This window comes from Pseudoalteromonas sp. MT33b (assembly GCF_014117385.1).
GTDB lineage: Bacteria > Pseudomonadota > Gammaproteobacteria > Enterobacterales > Alteromonadaceae > Pseudoalteromonas > Pseudoalteromonas lipolytica.
The window spans coordinates 1,819,542-1,839,268 of sequence record NZ_CP059831.1 but is presented as its reverse complement, the minus strand read 5'-3'; the positions used below and the strand labels follow the sequence as shown (position 1 = coordinate 1,839,268).

The 19,727-nt window shown below is 41.4% G+C and carries 16 protein-coding genes; 13 read left to right on the top strand and 3 right to left on the bottom strand.

Annotated elements, in window-relative coordinates:
* Nucleotides 1-194 precede the first annotated feature (194 nt).
* The 10 genes from thrS to H3302_RS08430 all read left to right on the top strand — a co-directional run bounded on the left by thrS (nucleotide 195) and on the right by H3302_RS08430 (nucleotide 10,471).
* A complete protein-coding gene (gene thrS / locus H3302_RS08475; protein WP_036968184.1) occupies nucleotides 195-2,105 on the top strand; it encodes a threonine--tRNA ligase in 1,911 nt (636 codons plus the stop codon).
* A 57-nt stretch (nucleotides 2,106-2,162) separates the two neighbouring features.
* Nucleotides 2,163-2,726: a translation initiation factor IF-3 gene (infC, locus tag H3302_RS08470; RefSeq protein ID WP_074989585.1), complete on the top strand. Its 564-nt coding sequence runs from the start codon at nucleotides 2,163-2,165 to the stop codon at nucleotides 2,724-2,726.
* A gap of 206 nt (nucleotides 2,727-2,932) precedes the next feature.
* Nucleotides 2,933-3,133 carry a 50S ribosomal protein L35 gene (gene rpmI, locus H3302_RS08465; protein WP_004587840.1) on the top strand — a complete coding sequence of 67 codons (201 nt, stop codon included), beginning with the start codon at nucleotides 2,933-2,935 and terminating at the stop codon, nucleotides 3,131-3,133.
* 15 nt (nucleotides 3,134-3,148) lie between these two features.
* Nucleotides 3,149-3,508, top strand: coding sequence for a 50S ribosomal protein L20 (gene rplT / locus H3302_RS08460; protein ID WP_036968189.1), 360 nt, complete (start codon nucleotides 3,149-3,151; stop codon nucleotides 3,506-3,508).
* A 198-nt stretch (nucleotides 3,509-3,706) separates the two neighbouring features.
* On the top strand, nucleotides 3,707-5,497 hold the full coding sequence (locus tag H3302_RS08455; RefSeq protein ID WP_036968192.1) for a M14 family metallopeptidase: 1,791 nt from the start codon (nucleotides 3,707-3,709) through the stop codon (nucleotides 5,495-5,497).
* Between the two features lie 5 nt (nucleotides 5,498-5,502).
* Nucleotides 5,503-6,144, top strand: coding sequence for an MBL fold metallo-hydrolase (locus H3302_RS08450; protein WP_036968195.1), 642 nt, complete (start codon nucleotides 5,503-5,505; stop codon nucleotides 6,142-6,144).
* A gap of 97 nt (nucleotides 6,145-6,241) precedes the next feature.
* Complete coding sequence (locus H3302_RS08445; protein ID WP_036968198.1) at nucleotides 6,242-6,700, top strand: Lrp/AsnC family transcriptional regulator; 459 nt, start codon at nucleotides 6,242-6,244, stop codon at nucleotides 6,698-6,700.
* Nucleotides 6,701-6,864: 164 nt separating this feature from the next.
* Nucleotides 6,865-8,421: a SulP family inorganic anion transporter gene (locus H3302_RS08440; RefSeq protein ID WP_036968200.1), complete on the top strand. Its 1,557-nt coding sequence runs from the start codon at nucleotides 6,865-6,867 to the stop codon at nucleotides 8,419-8,421.
* A 155-nt stretch (nucleotides 8,422-8,576) separates the two neighbouring features.
* Nucleotides 8,577-9,650 carry a sensor histidine kinase gene (locus tag H3302_RS08435; RefSeq protein WP_036968201.1) on the top strand — a complete coding sequence of 358 codons (1,074 nt, stop codon included), beginning with the start codon at nucleotides 8,577-8,579 and terminating at the stop codon, nucleotides 9,648-9,650.
* Nucleotides 9,647-10,471 carry a LytTR family DNA-binding domain-containing protein gene (locus H3302_RS08430; protein ID WP_036968204.1) on the top strand — a complete coding sequence of 275 codons (825 nt, stop codon included), beginning with the start codon at nucleotides 9,647-9,649 and terminating at the stop codon, nucleotides 10,469-10,471. Before H3302_RS08435 ends, H3302_RS08430 begins: the two co-directional genes overlap by 4 nt.
* A gap of 63 nt (nucleotides 10,472-10,534) precedes the next feature.
* Here H3302_RS08430 and pyk read toward each other — a convergent pair whose 3' ends face one another.
* Nucleotides 10,535-11,968: a pyruvate kinase gene (gene pyk / locus H3302_RS08425; RefSeq protein WP_036968210.1), complete on the bottom strand. Its 1,434-nt coding sequence runs from the start codon at nucleotides 11,966-11,968 to the stop codon at nucleotides 10,535-10,537.
* A 421-nt stretch (nucleotides 11,969-12,389) separates the two neighbouring features.
* Here pyk and gndA point away from each other — a divergent pair, with 421 nt between their 5' ends.
* The gene (gene gndA, locus H3302_RS08420; protein ID WP_075593539.1) at nucleotides 12,390-13,763 is read left to right on the top strand and encodes an NADP-dependent phosphogluconate dehydrogenase; all 1,374 of its coding nucleotides are present in this window, start codon (nucleotides 12,390-12,392) and stop codon (nucleotides 13,761-13,763) included.
* Between the two features lie 70 nt (nucleotides 13,764-13,833).
* Here the strand turns inward: gndA and ansA are convergent, their stop codons facing one another.
* Together ansA and sppA are read right to left on the bottom strand one after the other, a co-directional pair.
* The gene (gene ansA, locus H3302_RS08415) at nucleotides 13,834-14,844 is read right to left on the bottom strand and encodes an asparaginase (protein ID WP_036968216.1); all 1,011 of its coding nucleotides are present in this window, start codon (nucleotides 14,842-14,844) and stop codon (nucleotides 13,834-13,836) included.
* 58 nt (nucleotides 14,845-14,902) lie between these two features.
* A complete protein-coding gene (sppA, locus tag H3302_RS08410; protein ID WP_036968219.1) occupies nucleotides 14,903-16,768 on the bottom strand; it encodes a signal peptide peptidase SppA in 1,866 nt (621 codons plus the stop codon).
* Between the two features lie 198 nt (nucleotides 16,769-16,966).
* Here sppA and H3302_RS08405 point away from each other — a divergent pair, with 198 nt between their 5' ends.
* Complete coding sequence (locus H3302_RS08405; protein WP_182394893.1) at nucleotides 16,967-18,928, top strand: FAD-dependent oxidoreductase; 1,962 nt, start codon at nucleotides 16,967-16,969, stop codon at nucleotides 18,926-18,928.
* Nucleotides 18,929-18,990: 62 nt separating this feature from the next.
* Complete coding sequence (locus H3302_RS08400) at nucleotides 18,991-19,692, top strand: DoxX family protein (protein ID WP_065979964.1); 702 nt, start codon at nucleotides 18,991-18,993, stop codon at nucleotides 19,690-19,692.
* The last annotated feature ends 35 nt before the right edge of the window (nucleotides 19,693-19,727 follow it).

The window sequence follows — 19,727 nt, the reverse complement described above, 5'->3', positions numbered from 1 at the left end:
TGACCTAAATACTTGTATTTGAGGACTCTAGCGGCGACAATGGGCGCTTGTATTTGCGAAGACTCAGTAAATACACGTCTTTTAGGCACCAAATGGCAATGCTTATTCGTAAAAGCGTTGCAGAGTTACTCAAAATTTATTTAAAAAATTACATGTGATGCATTGTAGGCATCACCACTGTATAAGGATTTATAATGCCAGTTATTACCCTTCCTGACGGCAGTCAGCGTAGTTTTGAAAACCCAGTAAGTACATATGATGTTGCCAGCGATATTGGCCCAGGTTTAGCGAAAGCAACCATAGCCGGTCGTGTAAATGGTAATCGTGTTGATGCATGTGACTTAATTACCGACGATGCGCGCTTAGAAATTATTACTGCCAAGGATGACGACGGTTTAGAAATCATCCGTCACTCTTGTGCGCACCTTATTGGTCATGCTGTTAAGCAACTTTTCCCTGACGCGAAAATGGCAATTGGTCCAACGATCGACAATGGTTTTTACTACGATATCGATATGGATCACTCATTAAGTCAAGACGATTTAGACGCCATCGAAAAGCGTATGCTTGAACTTGCAAAAACAAACTACGATGTGGTTAAAAAGACCGTAAGCTGGCAAGAAGCGCGTGATACATTCGAAGCACGTGGTGAAACATACAAAATGGAAATCTTAGACGAGAATATCGCAAAAGATGACCGCCCAGGTTTATACCACCACGAAGAATACATTGACATGTGTCGTGGCCCACACGTACCAAATATGAAATTCTGCCAACATTTTAAAATAATGAAAGTGGCGGGTGCTTATTGGCGCGGTGATTCTGAAAACAAAATGCTGCAACGTATTTACGGCACAGCATGGGCAGATAAAAAGCAACTTAAAGCGTATTTAAAACGTTTAGAAGAAGCTGAAAAACGTGACCACCGTCGCATTGGTAAAGCACTTGATTTATGGCATTGGCAAGAAGAAGCGCCGGGTATGGTGTTTTGGCATAATGACGGCTGGAGCATTTACCGTGAGCTTGAAGACTTCGTTCGTGAAAAACTACGTGAGTACGACTACGAAGAAGTGAAAGGCCCATTAATGATGGACCGAGTTTTGTGGGAAAAATCAGGGCACTGGGATAAATACGCAGATGCCATGTTCACCACAGAATCTGAAAAGCGTGAATATGCTATTAAACCAATGAACTGTCCTGGTCATGTGCAAATTTTCAACCAAGGTCTAAAATCATACCGTGACTTACCATTGCGTATGGCTGAGTTTGGTTGTTGTCATCGTAATGAGCCATCAGGTGCATTACATGGCTTAATGCGTGTTCGTGGTTTTACACAAGATGATGCACATATATTCTGTACTGAAGACCAAATTATGGATGAAGTATCAGCGTGTATCAAAATGGTTTACGACACGTATGAAACGTTCGGTTTTGAAAAGATCGTTGTAAAACTGTCTACTCGCCCAGAAAAACGTATCGGTGAAGACGAAATGTGGGACAAAGCAGAGCTTGCGTTAGCAGAAGCTCTGAAAGTAAACGACATTGAGTTTGATTACTTACCGGGTGAAGGGGCGTTTTACGGTCCGAAAATTGAATTTACATTATATGATTGTTTAGACCGTGCATGGCAATGTGGTACAGTGCAATTAGATTTTGCATTACCAGGTCGTTTAGGTGCGACATACGTTGCAGAAAATAACGAACGTCGTACACCAGTTATGATACACCGTGCTATATTAGGTTCGATTGAGCGTTTCATTGGTATTTTAACTGAAGAATACGCCGGATTGTTCCCGACATGGCTTGCACCTAAGCAAGTGGTGATCATGAATATCACGGATAAACAAGCTGACTATGTGCAAGAAATTGTACAAAAATTAAATAAACTTGGAATTAGAGCCGCTGCTGACTTGAGAAATGAGAAGATTGGCTTTAAAATCCGTGAACATACGTTAAAACGTATTCCTTACTTACTTGTTGTAGGCGACAAAGAAGTTGAACAACAAGAAGTGGCAGTACGCACTCGCACAGGTGAAGACCTAGGCAAATTTAATGTTGATGATTTCATTGCAAAAATTAGCGACGAAATAAAAAATCGACAATAAATCATGAGCGTGTAGGGCATAACAAACAGCCAACTACACGCTTTTTATTTTATATTCTTGGAGGATCGTACCATTAGAGGCGGCAAGAAAGGGCAACAAACAGCTCAAAAAAATCGTATCAACGAAGATATTACAGCTAAAGAAGTTCGTTTAATTGACATTGACGGCGAGCAAGCTGGCATCGTGTCATTAAAAGAGGCGCAAGCTATGGCTGATGATGCGGGTGTAGATCTTGTAGAAATCAGTCCTAATGCTGAGCCACCTGTTTGTAAGGTTATGGACTACGGTAAGTTCATCTTTGAGAAAAGCAAAGAACTAAAAGAACAAAAGAAAAAGCAAAAGCAAATCCAGGTGAAAGAAATCAAATTCCGTCCAGGCACGGATGAAGGTGATTACCAGGTTAAGCTTCGCAATTTGCGTAAGTTCTTAGAAGCGGGTGATAAAGCTAAAATTACTATTCGTTTCCGTGGTCGTGAAATGGCTCACCAAGAAATTGGTATTGAATTATTAAATCGTGTTAAAGCTGATTTGGAAGATGTTTCACAAGTTGAATCTTTCCCAAATCGTGTTGAAGGTCGCCAAATGGTTATGATGATGGCACCTATTGCTAAAAAGCAATAAACAAGCGATAATACGCACCGAATTTATCTCAGGTCATCAAGTAACAGCATGCTGTTCACCTGAAATAACCGGTTTAAGTAAAGTTGCAGTGCATTAGTACTGGGCTTTCACCGGATAATGGCGGTAAGTTAGGCCTTGAAAGAAGAGCTATTTATATCTCTCGCCTGCTTGCCATATTGTTGAGCAATACATTTGGAGTTATTGCAATGGCTTACAAGCTAAAATCACACAGAGGCGCAGCTAAGCGTTTCAAGAAAACTGCTTCTGGCGGTTTCAAGCGTAAACAAGCGCATCTTCGTCACATTCTGACTAAGAAAACTTCTAAGCGTAAATTACACTTACGTCCTAAGATGATGGTTCATAAGAATGACCATGGTCTAGTTTCACGTATGTTACCATTCGCTTAATAGGAGTCTTCAGAAATGGCAAGAGTTAAACGCGGTGTTATCGCACGTGCACGTCACAAAAAAGTTTTAAAACAAGCTAAAGGTTACTACGGAGCACGTTCACGTGTTTACCGCGTAGCTTTCCAGGCAGTTACTAAAGCGGGTCAATACGCTTACCGTGACCGTCGTGCTAAGAAACGTACTTTCCGTCAACTTTGGATTGCACGTATCAATGCAGCAGCTCGTCAAAACGGTCTTTCATACAGCCGTTTTATCAATGGTCTTAAAAAGACATCTGTAGAAATCGATCGTAAGATCCTTGCAGATATCGCTGTTTACGACCAAGTTGCATTCGCAGCGCTTGTTGCAAAAGCTAAAGAAGGCCTAGCGGCTTAATTTTCGCTTTTGATACAGTTTAAAAAGGAGCCTAGTGCTCCTTTTTTTGATCTTAGAACTCCTGAACCGTGAATCTTTAAATAATCACGTCCTGTCATTTGCTCCATTTTTTTGTTGAATCACCGCAGTTTACGCAATCTATTCTAATTAGTTGTTATAATTCCCATTAATAGAATAAGTACCGCACTTGAGAGTGATATGTTTGCCAGTTTAGTGTTTTTATCTACTGTAGTGACTTTAGACAGCCACCTACCTCCTTTGTTACCGTGGCAAGGTAACAGTGTGTCTTTAATGCAAGAAAAAGGGCCATTAACGACTGATTTTGAATTAAGTGATGGCACCTTATCGCCAAATTATGCAGACACAATGGCTTTTGTAGATCGACTCGTTGCGGCTAATCCTACTCAATTTAAAGTAAAAACGATTGCCACAAGTAGCAGTGGCCGCGCAATAAAAATGCTTGTTGCTAATGAGCAAGGGTTGTTTGAGCCAACACAACTTGTTGCAGATACCAAACCAACTATCTTTGTTCAAGCGGGTATTCACAGCGGGGAAATTGACGGTAAAGATGCCATGTTTATGCTATTACGTGATATTGCGACCGGAAAGCGTCGTGATATTTTAAGTAAAGTAAACATTCTGTTCATTCCAATTCTGAATGTAGATGGTCACGAACGTAGCAGCCAATTTAACCGTATAAATCAGCGTGGCCCAGCAGAAATGGGATTTAGAACTAACGGTCTAAATTTAAACTTAAATCGTGATTATACAAAGCTTGATACCCCCGAAGTACAAGGGGTTATGCAGGTTATAAATCAATTCAAACCCGACCTTTATATTGATGTACATGTAACAGATGGCGCTGATTACCAATACGATGTCACGTATGGGTACAATCCTGTGTTCTCAAGTGAGTCACCAAGTGTGTCAGAAGCGCTAGACACCCTGTTTAAACCTGTCATTGATGCCAAATTAGAAAAAGCAGGGCACATACCTGGGCCATTAGTGTTTGTTATGGACAAGCGCGATTTTAAAAAAGGCTTAGCAGGATGGGTTGCGACACCTCGTTATTCGAATGGGTGGGGTGACTTACGTTCATTGCCTAGTATTTTAGTTGAAAATCACTCTTTAAAACCTTACAAGCAGCGTGTGTTAGGCACATATGTGTTTATCGACGGCGCTATTGATGCGCTTGCAGCTAACGATAAAGCATTAAATGCCGCTGTAAAAAAAGAGCTCGATTTTAAACCGAGACAACTCGTTGTTGAGCGTAGTTACGCAAAGCAACCCGACACACTCGCATTTAAAGGCATTGCCTATTCACGCAGTGAAAGCGCGCTTACAGGGCAAGCTGAAGTTAAATACCTCGGTGAAGCTAAAAACTATGAGTCATTGCCGATTTTTTGGCAAAAAGACGTTAAGAAAACGGTTCATGTTCCTCGTGCGTTTTACATTCCACCTGCGTATAGCAATATAATCAAAAAACTTAAGTTACACGGTATCGACGTTACTCAGGTTGATAACACGCCAACGGCAGTGATGACACAGGCAAGCGTAGTCGACTATACATTTGCTAAAGCTCCCTTTGAAGGGCGTTTTCGTGTAGATGCCAAATTTGACTATGCCCCTGTGCAAGTAGATGTACAGGGCTGGTATAAAGTCTCAACGGCGCAACCCTACTCAGAATTGGCAACACATTTGCTGCACCCTGAAGCCCCTGATTCATTTTTTTCATGGGGTGAGTTTAACACCATTTTTCAACGTACTGAGTACATGGAAAATTACGCGCTCATGCCATATGCTCGTCAGATGCTAAAAGAAAAACCGGCCCTTGCATTAGAGTTTGATCAGAAAATTCGTGAAGATAAACAATTTGCGAATGATCCAGAAGCGCGTCTGAATTGGCTTTATGAGCGTACCCCATTTTATGATCAAGCGTATTTAAAATACCCAATTTTAATGACGTTTGAGACACCTGAACAAGGATAAAAACGATGAAAGTCATTACAGTCCCTGTGACGGGGTTTGCACAAAACTGCCGCATAATTATTTGCCAGCAGACGAATAAAGCAGCATTAGTTGACCCTGGCGGTGATGCTGAAAAATTATGCGCTCAGCTTGCCTCACTTGGTTGTGAATTAATTGCAATTTATCTAACCCATGGTCATTTAGATCATGTTGGTGCGGCTAAACAGCTTGCCGATAAGTTTAATGTTGACATTATTGGTCCACACATTGACGACAAGTTTTGGTTTGATTCACTGCCAATGCAAGCTCAAATGTTCGGATTTGCACCCATTTCACCTTTTTATCCAACACAGTGGTTAAACCATGGCGATGTGATTAGCGTGGGTAATAGCCAGTTATCGGTGCGCCATTGTCCAGGCCATACGCCAGGGCACGTGGTCTTTTATGATGACGAGACACAGCAGGTCATCGTCGGAGATGTTATTTTTCAAGGTTCAGTAGGGCGCACAGACTTTCCAAAAGGCGATAGTGCGCAGCTGCTTGCATCAATTAAATCAGAAATTTTATCGTTTGCAGATGAAGTTGCCATTTTACCTGGTCATGGTCCAAACACTACCGTAGGGCATGAGCGAAAAACGAATCCATTTATTAGTGGACGCTTTGGCTAAAATTGCATTTTTTTCGCATAAATAATAGAAAATAGGCAGACTGACATTCAAATCAGTTATATAATTTACTCAGTATTTTTAAAGAAAAAGAAATAAAATGTCTCTAAACCAAGTAGATCGCCAAATTTTGGCATTATTACAGCAGGATGCTAGCTTATCAACGGCAGAAATTGCCGATAAAGTTGGTTTATCTCAATCTCCTTGTTGGCGTCGTATCGCTAAACTTGAACAAGATGGTTATATCAAAGGTAAAGTTGCTTTACTTGATGAGAAAAAGCTTGGCTTTGATATGTTGGTTTATGCACATGTTCGCTTATCAAATCATGGCAGAACAAACTTAGCTGAATTTGAACGTTTAATCATGAGCTACGACGAAGTGACCGAGTGCTATAGCATGGCGGGTACTATGGACTTTATGCTGCGCATTATTTCTAAAGGAATTGAAGGGTATGAGCAGTTTGTTCGCGATAACCTTCTAAATCTTGAGTTTGTGCAAGAAGTACACTCAAATGTGACGATGACTTGTGTGAAGCGAAGTACATCTTTACCTCTTTAACTATACCTTCTTCATTTAGCTTTTTATTGACAAACGGTTAGTGCTTTTGCGTGCTAACCGTTTTGTTGTCTGTGTGTTTACGGTTGTTGCTGATTGTTAACGTAGGCAGTTTTTGCTAGAATTCTGCGCCTTGCCAAAATGCATACACTTGAAAGAGGATCTTAATGTTTAACTTACTCAGCAAAGCGCCAAGCTCTGCTAAAAACGATATATTATCGGGCCTGACAGTCGCACTGGCATTGGTGCCAGAAGCCGTTGCTTTTGCTTTCGTTGCTAATGTAGAGCCTTTAGTAGGCCTATATGCCGCATTTATTGTTGGTTTGATTACGGCTATTTTTGGTGGTCGCCCTGGAATGATATCAGGTGCAACCGGCGCATTAGCCGTCGTAATGGTAAGTTTAGTATTAGACCATGGCGTTGAATATCTATTTGCGACGGTATTATTGATGGGGATATTACAGATCCTCGCAGGTATATTTAAGCTTGGTAAGTTTATTCGCATGGTACCTCACCCCGTCATGTTAGGCTTTGTGAATGGTCTTGCTATCGTTATTTTCTTAGCCCAACTAGGTCAATTTAAAGTACCAGATGGTATGGGCGGCCAACAGTGGATGGAAGGTCAAGCGCTTTACATAATGCTTGGTTTAGTCGCGTTAACCATGGCGATTATTCACTTTTTACCTAAGCTAACTACCGCGGTACCTTCATCATTAGTTGCTATCGTGACAGTCACGGGTATTGTGATTGGGTTTGACCTTGAAGCACGCACTGTGCTTGATTTCTTAAAAGGGATGACGGGTAACGAGCAAGCAACTATCGCAGGCGGTCTGCCGCAATTCCATATTCCAATGGTGCCATTTACCCTTGAAACGTTAAAAATAATTTTTCCGTATGCATTAATTCTAGCGGCAATTGGTTTAATTGAATCATTGTTAACACTCACGCTTATAGATGAAATTACAGAAACGCGTGGCCACAGTAATAAAGAGTGTATTGGTCAAGGTGCTGCTAATGTAACCTGTGGTTTCTTTGGTGCAATGGGCGGGTGTGCAATGATTGGCCAATCAATGATTAACATTAACTCGGGTGGTCGCTCGCGTTTATCAGGTATTAGCGCAGCCTTACTCCTATTGGCTTTCATTATTTTTGCAGCAGGCTTAATCGAAATGATCCCGCTGGCGGCACTGGTTGGTGTAATGTTCATGGTGGTACTAGGCACATTTGAATGGGCAAGCTTTAAAATGATGAAGCGCGTGCCAAAGTCTGATGCATTTGTGATTGTATTAGTGTCTGGTGTGACTGTTGCCACTGACCTTGCAATTGCTGTGTGCGTAGGTGTGATTGTGTCTGCACTGGTATTTGCTTGGCAGCATGCTAAACACATTTATACAAGCAACTATATCGACCAAGAGGGCTCAAAAGTCTATGAATTGCATGGCCCACTGTTTTTTGGCTCGGTGAAAAACTTTGCCGAATTATTCGATGTAAAAAGTGATCCCCAAGACGTCATTATTGAGTTTAAACATAGCCGAGTGGCAGATCACAGTGCGATTGAAGCCATTGATAGTTTAGCCGATAAGTATGCTAAAGCGGGTAAAAAATTACATTTACGTCATTTAAGCCCAGATTGTATTCAGTTGCTTCATAAAGCACGCGATCTTGTCGAGGTTAACGTGATTGAGGATCCTAAATACAAAGTAGCCTCTGATAAATTGGCGTAATAAATTGCCGATTAAAAAGCGAAGGCCGTCAAAGTCTTCGCTTTTTTAATGCCTGTAGAATGCGGTAAGGCTATTAAAAATTAAGATAGGTGGCAGTGCTTTGCATGAGTGACTATCGGTATAATAAAAATAACGACGAAAGGTAACTTGATATTTTGAATTGGCAATCATTAGTTGATAATCGACAACGCTTCTTCTGGGTTTTGCAAATAGCAGGCTGGATAGGCTACGCGTTGGTGAATTATATCGGCTCAAAAGTATTTGAAATGCGTGATATTTACGTATTTGTTATTGTATTAAACGCCTATGCAGGGTGTTTAATGACAGTACCACTGCGTTATATGTATCGCAAAGTTTGGAATGCATCGCCATGGGTTCTTATGCTTGTTGTGTTTGGGGCATCCTATATCACGGGTACGTTATGGGCGGTCGTTCAAAAATTCAACTTATGGGAAATTTATCGACACGGTTACCGGCCGAATGAATGGTTTTATTATTTTCAGCAGGGATTAGACTCTGTCTATATTATTCTGTGCTGGAGTGGTTTGTATTTTGGTATAAAGTATTACCAACTACTGCAAAGTGAGCGTCAAAAAGCCTTAAAAGCAACAACAATGGCGCACGAAGCACAGTTAAAAATGCTGCGCTACCAACTTAATCCGCACTTTTTATTTAATACACTGAATGCAATATCAACCTTAATTTTGGTGAAAGAGAATAAAGATGCGAATTTAATGGTCTCTAAATTAAGTGACTTCTTACGCTACACACTCAATACTGATCCCATTAAAAAGGTGCCTCTAGAGCAAGAAATACACGCACTCATGCTGTATTTAGAGATTGAAAAAGTACGTTTTGATGAGCGTCTTCAGGTCAATGTTGATGTTAGCGAGCAAGCGAAAGAGGCATTAGTACCGAGTTTGATCCTCCAGCCCATTATTGAAAACTCAATCAAGTATGCGATAGCGCAGCTTAATGAGGGGGGAGTGATTGATATTAAAGCACAAGTTTTTGCAAATGAACTATTATTGGAAGTAGGCGATAATGGTCCTGGTACTGAGTTAATAGATGGTCAACTGGTTAATTCTCAAGGCGTTGGCATAGCAAATACAAAGGACCGATTAAAAACACTTTATGAGAACAACTATTCGTTTGTACTCTCTGACAATTCGCCAAGTGGATTAAAAGTTAATCTGCGTGTTCCGTTTGAAAAGGCTGTTAAGAAATGAGCAAAATTAGAACTTTGATCGTTGATGATGAACCATTAGCTAGGAAAGGCTTAGCGGTTCGACTCTCTGAGTTTGACGACATAGAAGTCATTCGTTTATGTAGCAATGGTCAAGAGGCAATAGATGAATGCCTTAGTGGTAACATCCAATTAGTTTTTTTAGATATTCAAATGCCAAATATGAATGGTTTTGAAGTAGCACGTGCGTTAAGCGAAAGTGTGAACCCTTTACCTGCAATTGTATTTGTAACGGCGTTTGATCAGTTTGCTGTAAAAGCATTCGAGATTCATGCATTGGATTATATTCTTAAACCAGTCGATGACAACAGACTAAAACAGGCGGTAGAGAAAGTGCATACCTATTTAAAGACGCAACAAGATAACGCCCATAAGAAAAAACTAGCGAGTTTTGTCGCGGGTATAACAGGCAATAATTGCGAAGAGATTTTAAAAAAGCTGGCCACAGGTGATAGCTTAGCCGACCGTCGTTATCCGGAGTCACTGGCTGTAAAAGAGCAGGGTGAAATAGTCCGTGTGCCTGTTGTTACTATTCAATGGGTTGACGCTGCTGGTGATTACATGTGTTTACATTGCCAAGATGGGCAAACACATATCTTACGCAAAACAATGAAAGAGCTTGAGCAAGAGCTTGATCCCCAGTTATTTGTGCGAGTACATCGCAGTGCGATTGTTAATACAAAACAAATCAGCAAACTTGTTACTCAAGTCAGCGGTGAGTACTTATTAGTGCTCGATAATGGCCAAGAGTTAAAAGTAAGCCGCAGTTATCGCGATAAAGTAAAAGCAGCACTGGCAAGCTGATACGCTATTTTAAACAAAAAAGGCGCAAAATTAATTTTGCGCCTTTTTTCGTTATATTGGTTTTTAAACCGTCACAATTTTCATCGTGTTAGTTGCACCAATGGTTTCCATAGCGTCACCGTGAGTTAATATTACAGTGTCACCTGTGGCTAAAGAGCCTTGCTCAACAAGCGTGTTTAACGCATCACGAACCATGTTGTCTTTTTCACATTTAGTTGAGTCAAAGTATACAGGGTAAACGCCACGATAAAGTGCTGTTTGGCCTAATGTACTTGCATGACGAGACAGCGAATAAATAGGTAAACCAGAGCTGATACGCGACATAAGTTTAGCCGTGCTACCAGATTCAGTCAGTGTGATAATCGCTTTCACTGAGTCAAGGTGGTTAGCAGCATACATGGCTGAAAGTGCAATAGATTCAGCGTTAGAAGAAAAACGGCTATCTAAACGGTGTTTAGAGACGTGCGTTTCTTTTTGTGACTCGGCACCTAAACATACACGCGCCATGGTTGCGACAGTCTCTTCCGGGTAGTCACCTGCCGCTGTTTCTGCTGATAACATAACAGCGTCAGTCCCATCAAGCACTGCGTTGGCAACGTCCATAACTTCTGCACGTGTTGGCATTGGGTTATCGATCATTGATTCCATCATTTGCGTTGCCGTTACTACTGTACGGTTTAATGAGCGAGCGCGTCTAATAATAAGCTTTTGCTTACCCACAAGGGCAGCATCACCAATTTCAACACCTAAATCACCACGCGCCACCATTACAGCATCAGAAGCTAGGACGATATCATCAATTGCTTCAACGGTTTCAACCGCTTCTGCACGCTCAATTTTAGCGAGTAACTGCGCGTTCGAACCTGCCGCTTCGGCTAGTGAACGTACATAGCGCATGTCATCACCACTGCGTGGGAAAGAAACTGCAATATAGTCAACACCAATTTCGGTTGCTGTGATTAAATCTTCTTTGTCTTTCTCGGTGAAAGCCGGGGCCGTTAGACCACCGCCTAAACGGTTGATGCCTTTATTGTTCGAAAGCACGCCACCCACAGTGACTGTGGTATGCACTAATTCACCTTCAACAGAGTCGACAGTAAGTTGAATTAAGCCATCATTTAACAGTAGCAAATCACCTGATTTTACATCGTTTGGTAATTCTTTGTAGTCAATACCCACAGCGTTTACGTCGCCTTGGCCTTTTTCCATTTTTGCGTCTAGCGTAAATTTAGCACCTACTTCTAAGTTTACTTTGCCATCTTTAAATGTAGAAACGCGAATCTTAGGACCTTGTAAATCAGCAAGTATTGCAACGTGCTTGCCTAAACGCTTTGCTATATCGCGTACAGCTTGAGCACGGTCTTTGTGATCTTGAGCAACGCCATGTGAGAAGTTCAAACGAACAACATTTGCACCTGCACGAATAATTTTTTCTAGGTTGTTATCGCGATCGGTTGCCGGTCCAAGTGTCGCAACAATTTTTGTGCGTCTTAGCATCAAATTCTCCTGTGCGCTTAATCGATGTTAAGCGAATTGATGGTTTACTATTAAAAAGTCGTGCTAAAAGCCTTGCTAATGGGCTTATACAACGGCACGGTGTAGAACTCATAGGTAAAAATGTGTTTTTTAACTATGAGTATCTGAATCCATGTATTATTGAATCATAATACAAAAATTGAATGACGATATTATGACACCGGTGTCAGGTAGCGTCAATACACTTAACTTTTAAATGGGTATTATAAAAATCTGGTCCGATGCCTGCGTTATTTTGATATAATTTGAACAACGTCGCTTTTAAACACACTGATTTTTACCAAGTTGGCTTGGATGCTCGCATTTTTGGGCTGCTTGGGTATAATGCGCGCGTATTTATTTTGATTAACTAACCAATAGTTGTTACCGAGGAGGACACTAAATGCAAGTTGCATTAGTAGGGTTAGGCGTTATGGGTAAAAATCTTGCCCTCAACCTGATTGAAAAAGGGCTGACATTAGTAGCGTACGATAAGAACCCTGATGCGGGTGCTGAGTTACTAAGCTGTGCGAAAGCACTCGGATTGGCAGACCGTTTACATATTGTGTCTGATTTAAATGATATGGTTAGACGTTTAGAGCCGCCTCGTTCAATTTTACTTTTAGTTCCTGCTGGTGAATTGGTTGATAAAGTATGTACTGAGCTTGCGGAAGCAGGCGTCGAGTGTGATGACATCATCGTCGATTGCGGCAATAGTAACTATAAAGACGGTATTAGCCGTAAACTTAAGTTCCAAAATAAATTTGAATTCGCCACAATGGGGATCTCAGGGGGTGCCGAAGGCGCACGCCATGGTCCTGCAATGATGGCCAGTGGCTCAGAAGGCGGCTGGGAGCGTGTTGAGCCGTGGTTTGAAAAAGTTGCAGCAAGTTACAAGGGTGAGTCGTGTTTTGCGCGTGTAGGGCAATCTGCAAGCGGTCACTTTGTAAAAATGGTGCACAACGGTATCGAATATGCGTTGATGCAGCTTATTGCAGAAATGTATCAACTGCTTCGTTTGGGCACTAATCGCACGCCAAAAGAAGTTGCCGACATTTTTAATGATTGGTCTGAAGGAACATTAAATAGCTACCTACTATCAATCTCTAGTCATATTCTTAGCCTTGAAACAACTGAAGGTGAGCCTTTAGTTGACTTAATTGACAATAAAGTAGGGGCCAAAGGCACTGGATTATGGACAGCACAAAATGCGCTTGAGTTAGGCATTGCAGTGCCTTCACTGGTTGCTGCGGTACAAGCTCGCCATTTAACAAATACATGTGATACGCATGCTGCAAAAGAAATGACCTATGCAGCCAAAGCAACTAACACTGTTGAGTTAGACCTAGAAGAATTAAAAGACGCGTTTACGTTGGCAAGTTTACTGGCTTACCGTCAAGGTCTTGCGCTTATCAAAGGTGCATCACGTGCGCACCAATGGAAAGTTGATCTTGCTAAAACGTTACAAACGTGGCGAGCGGGTTGTATTATTCGTGCCGATTACTTAGATAATGTTGCTGAAGGCGTAGAGTTTATTGATTCTATGCAGCGTGAATCAGCTGCACTTCGTAAAGTGACAGGGGCGGCAGTTGCTTCTGGTCTTGCATTCCCTGTGTTAACTGCAACACAAACGTATATTGCAACACTTACAACACCAAGCAATGGACATTTGGTTCAGGCACAGCGTGATTACTTCGGTGAGCACGGTATCAAAACACACAGTGGTGAAGTTTGCCATTTAACTGATTTAGTCGATATTGACGAAAAAGTCCGTTAATGAGTTGAATTACTCACCATCATGAAAAAAGGCACCGTACGGTGCCTTTTTAATATCTAAAACTTTAATTTTATCGACTCAACTCGCCACGTAGGTTGTCTTGCATAAGATGGCGCACTGTTTCAACCTCAAGCTTTTGGCTAAATAAGTAATGTAACTTTGTTAAACAGGCTTCTAAAGTCATGTCATAGCCACTGATAACACCACAGTTGAGTAATGCATTACCGGTGGCATACCCGCCCATGTTGACATGTCCTTTTAAACACTGGGTAAGATTAACAATCACCATGCCACGCTTACTAGCCTCATTAAGGATGTCTAGAAAGGCAGGGTCTTGTGGTGCATTGCCAACGCCAAAGCTTAATAATACAAGCGCTTTAATGTTATCGTTAACCAAGCTTTTTACAACCTCAGGACTGATCCCCGGATATAAATACAACACGCCAATTGGTTGTGGAGTAATGTTAGATACTTGCAGTTCGTTATCGACATACGGGCTCAATTGCCCCTTGATTAATTGTATATTGATACCTGATAACGCTAACGGTTCAAGGTTAGGTGAAGCAAACGCGTCAAAACCATCTGCGTGTGCTTTTGTTGCTCTATTACCACGGAACAGTTGGTTATTGAAAAACAGGCTGACTTCAGCAATAGGGTAATTCGCTGCTAAGTACATAGCGTTTAGTAAATTAACTTGACCATCAGAGCGAAGCTGTGACAAAGGAATTTGTGAGCCTGTGACAATCACGGGTTTGGTCAAATTTTCAAACATAAACGATAAAGCCGATGCCGTGTAGGCCATTGTGTCAGTGCCATGTAATACGACAAAGCCATCATAGTCTTGGTATTTACTTTTGATATCGTCAGCAATAAGTTGCCAATGTGCCGGTGACATATCGGATGAATCAATCAAAGGGCAGTATTCGTGAATATCAAATAAAGGCATTTCATCACGATTAAACTCAGCATTGTTGACCACTGTTTCGGTTAAAAAGCCTTCAGCAGGAACATAGCCTCGGCTCGATTTTTTCATCCCGATTGTGCCGCCTGTATAGGCGATATATATACGTTTACGTTTCATAAAAAAGCCCAGTAAATTAACTGGGCTTAGTATACCTAAAATCGCGTTAGTTAGTAACTTATTGAATTACATTACACACTAAACAGCGTGCATAGACACCTTGTGGGTCGTTGTAATCTTTTAAATTATCAATTTCACTACTCAACTGCTTAACAAGGCTTTGTAAGTTAGCTTGTGTTGCAAGCACAGAGTCAGAAGACTGCGACTTAGCTAAGAATGCTTGTACAGCAGCGGTGCCAAAAATATCCTGTAGCATTTGCTCTTGGGGTGTTAAAGATTGCTTGATGGTTTTAACATCGTAATGCTTTAATTTTGCAAGTTCTGCTGCCGCTTCAATCGCATCTTGTTTGTCACCTAGTTTATCAACTAAGCCAAGCTCTTTCGCCTGAGTTGCAATCCACACACGCCCTTGGGCAATTTTATCAACTTGCTCAGGAGTCATATTTCGTGCTTCGGCTACAACGTTTAAGAAGCGTTTGTAGGCATTTTCTACACTGAGTTGAATGATGTCGGCCATTTTTTCATCCAGTGGGCGAGCAATAGAGAAGCCTGCTAAATCAGTGGTTGCAACACCATCTGAATAGATACCTAACTCAGCCATGGTGTTTTCAAATGTCATAAAAGTACCAAAAACACCGATTGAACCTGTAATCGTACTTGGCGCTGCCCAAATCTCATTCGCAGCAGAGGCAATCCAGTACCCCCCCGAGGCCGCAACAGAACTCATTGACGCAATAACCGGTTTTCCTGCGGCTTTAAGTGCCAGAACTTCAGCACGAATAACCTCAGAGGCAAACATGCTACCACCGCCTGAGTCAATACGCAGAACCACAGCTTTTACTTTATCATCTAAGCGCGCTTTGCGAAGTAGGGCTGCGGTAGAATCACCGCCAATTTCACCGGCTTTACGTTCACCATCAACAATCGTGCCTTTTGCAACAACTACCGCTACTTTTTCAGTAATAGGGTTATCAAATTCGATAGGAGGTTTAACCAGCGATAAATATTCACGGAAGCTCACTTGCTTAAATGTTTTACCGGTTTCTTCTGTACCGACTAGGTCAATAAGTTGCTGGCGAATTTGTTGAGATGTTTTTAGTGAATCAACCCATTGATTGTTTAAGGCATAGTCACCTGAATTTCCATCCACTGCTTGCATTTTTGCAAGGTAAACATCCATATCTTCGTCAAAGTTACTTTCATCAAATGGACGAGAAGCGGCAACATCTGACTTATATTCGTTCCAAAGTGCAGTTAACCATACTTGGTTAGCTTCTTTTGCTGCATCTGACATATCATTACGAATAAATGGTTCAACTGCTGACTTGTACGTACCTACACGGAAAATGTGTTGTGTTACTTTTAGCTTTTCAAGGGCGTCTTTAAAGTAAAGCGGGAACATGCCGTAACCTTCAATGCTGACACCACCATAAGGGTGCATAGACACTTCATTGGCATGTGCTGCAATATAGTACTGTGCTTGAGTGTAGTAATAGCCTGTAGCAATAACTTGTTTACCAGCGTCTTTGAACTCATCAATCGCTTTTGTTATTTGTTTAAGCTTATTGATATGCGCGCTTGGCATTTTTTGAAGATCAAGCAACATAACAGAGATACGGTCATCTTTTGCAGCTTGGTTGATAACTTCAATAATATCATCAAGCAAAATCTCTGAAGGTGCTTCTTTGCCCATAGTCGCATCATTAATGGCTGCTTCTACAGGGTCAACATAGGTTTTCTCTTCAACGATAGGGCCATTTAAGTTTAGGCGCAGTACGGTTCCATCCGCGACTTTAACTTTGTCTTCTTCGCTAGTAATAGCGACAATAAAGAGTATTACTAGTATTAAAAATAATAGGTTTAGAACCAAACGGCGGGAAAAGTTTATCCCAGTCCATATGCCTTTAAATATCTTTGCTAGCAAAATAATTCCTTAATTCAGTACAGCTTAGTAGTAATCCCATCTTAGCTTAGAATAATCTGAAATTTAACTGTTAAATAGTAACAGAGTGTTTAAAACGAGAAATTGCGACAGTTAATTACTCGCTAAAAGTTGATTATTCTGGGTTATTACCGCAGAATCTAAACATCATAGAGGTTCGACCAGTTAACGGGGCAGACAATGTTAGAACAAAAATTACAATTACCGCATACCGAACTTCGTAATCGTTTGGTTATGGGCTCAATGCACACCGGTCTTGAAGAGGGCTGGCATAATCGTAAACGGTTACGCGCATTTTATGAAGCACGTGCTAAAGGAGGCACAGGCTTAATTATTACCGGCGGGTATAGTCCGAATTTACGCGGTAAACTTACTCCTTTTGCATCAACGTTTAGCTCATATTATGACGTTGTTAAACACCGTGCTTACACTGAAGCAGTACACCAGCATGGTGGGAAAATTTGTTTACAGCTTTTGCATGCAGGGCGTTATGCCTACCATCCATTTAATCATGCTCCTAGTGCGATTAAAGCGCCAATAAACCCATACAAACCAAAGGCGATGTCGCTTGGTGCCATTAAAAAAACCATAAAAGATTTTGCAAGCTCAGCGCGCTTAGCCGAAAAGGCGGGCTACGATGGTGTTGAGATCATGGGCTCAGAAGGCTACTTAATTAATGAGTTTATGGCGAATCATACTAATAAGCGAAATGATGCTTATGGTGGTAGCTTAGAAAACCGAATGCGCCTAGCTGTTGAAATAGTGAAAGCAGTACGCGCAAAAGTCAGTGAAAAATTTATTATTATTTTTCGTTTATCAGTGATGGATTTAGTTCCTGACGGTTCTACTCCTGATGAAGTAAAGCAACAAGCTTTGGCGCTTGAAGAAGCCGGCGTTGATATCTTTAATACAGGTATAGGTTGGCATGAGGCTCGCGTTCCAACGATTGCCAGTATGGTTCCTCCTGGCGCATTTAAAGAGGCGTCAAAACGTTTAAAAGACACGGTCTCAGTTCCTGTGGTTGCGGTAAACCGTATTAACACCCCACAGATTGCTAATAGTATTTTAGCGGCAGGAGAGTCAGACCTTATTTCGATGGCAAGACCACTTTTAGCTGATCCTGAGTTTTTTAATAAATACGTAAATAATAAAACTGAGCAGATAAATATTTGTATTGGTTGTAATCAGGGTTGTTTAGACCACGTATTTAAAAATAAACGTGCGACCTGTTTAGTGAACCCTCAAGCTGCATTTGAGCTTGAATATAGCCTAGAAAAAGCCGCGTCATCACGTTTAGTGTTAGTGGTAGGTGCAGGACCAGCTGGCCTTGCTGCGAGTTGCTATTTAGCGCAAAAAGGGCACAAAGTAACGCTCATTGAGCGTAAAGAGCAAATGGGCGGCCAGTTTAATTTAGCCATGCAAATACCCGGAAAAGAAGATTTTAATCACACGCTAAATTATTTCACTAATGAACTTAAGCGTTTAAATGTTGAATTAAAATTGGGCACTGAGTTTTCAGATAACATGCTAAATCAATACGCTGATGTTGTCTTTGCGACCGGTGTTAGACCTCGTGAAGCTAAAATTGAATGTGCTGATGGTAAGCGTGTTTTTGCCTACGATGAAGTGATTAGAGGTGAGGTTGAACTGGGTGAAAAAATTGCGATATTAGGCGCTGGAGGTATCGGTTTCGATATGGTGGCCTTTTTAAGTGAGCATAAAGATCAAACCATTGAAGAGTTTAAAACTCAATGGGGAATAGAGTGTGAGCCACAACCTCACAAAGATAATCGCCAAATTTATATGCTAAAACGAAGCTCAGGTCGCTTTGGCAGTGAGCTGGGTAAAACGACGGGTTGGATCCACCGCCAAGTAGCAAAACAGCATGGTGTTAAACAAATTGCTGACTGCCAGTACATCAGTTTTGATAACCAAGGGTTAAAGATTACCGTAAAGGGTGAGGAACAGATACTTGATGTTGATACAGTGATTGCCTGTATTGGTCAGGTGTCTAACAGTGAACCATTTGCAGCTGAGGCTGAAAACGCAAAAGTGCATGTGATAGGTGGTGCAAAACTGGCCGCGGCCATTGATGCAAAACGCGCTATTTTTGAAGCATTGCAAGTCGCACGCAAAATCTAACTGAAAGATAACCACATTGTTAGCGGTCTTATTGATTAATCTATTTTAGTCATGAGACCGCTATGCACATTACACATACCTATCAAACAATCTTCAAACGTCTGCAGTGTTTAGAGTGGATACCCGCTTTAATTTTTCGCTTAATCTTAGCGCCGGTGATGATAATCGCTGGGTTTAACAAGTTAGCGTTGAGCGGAGATGTCTCGCATTTTTACCAATATTTTCTTGCATCTGATGACATCGTTACATGGTTTGGTAACAAAGAATGGGGCTTAGGTTTACCGATGCCTGCACTACTGGCATTTTTGGCCGCATGGGCAGAGTTTCTTGGCGGTATACTGCTATTTTTGGGGCTGTTTACACGTCTTACAGCTATTCCATTAATGATTACGATGTGTGTGGCTGCGACTAGCGTACACGGTGATAATGGCTGGTTTGCTGTCACGCCTACAGATGCCAGTACCAGTCCTGCAAGAGTATTAAGCTGGCTACAAATACCAGGTGCACAAGCAAGCCTAGACAACTCCTCAGCGGCAGCTGAGCGCTTAACAAAAATGCGCGACTTATTAGAAACCCACGGTTTTACTGATTATTTATATGAAACAGGGCGCCCTGTGATTTTAAATAACGGAATGGAGTTTTCTGTTATTTATTTTGCGATGCTGTTAAGCCTATTTTTTACAGGCGGGGGACGCTATGTCAGTCTAGATTACTGGTTTAGCAGAAAGTACCGTAATCGCTTTATTGATAATGAAGTTAAATGATAAGCTTACATTTTATTGCCCGTATTAACGGGCAT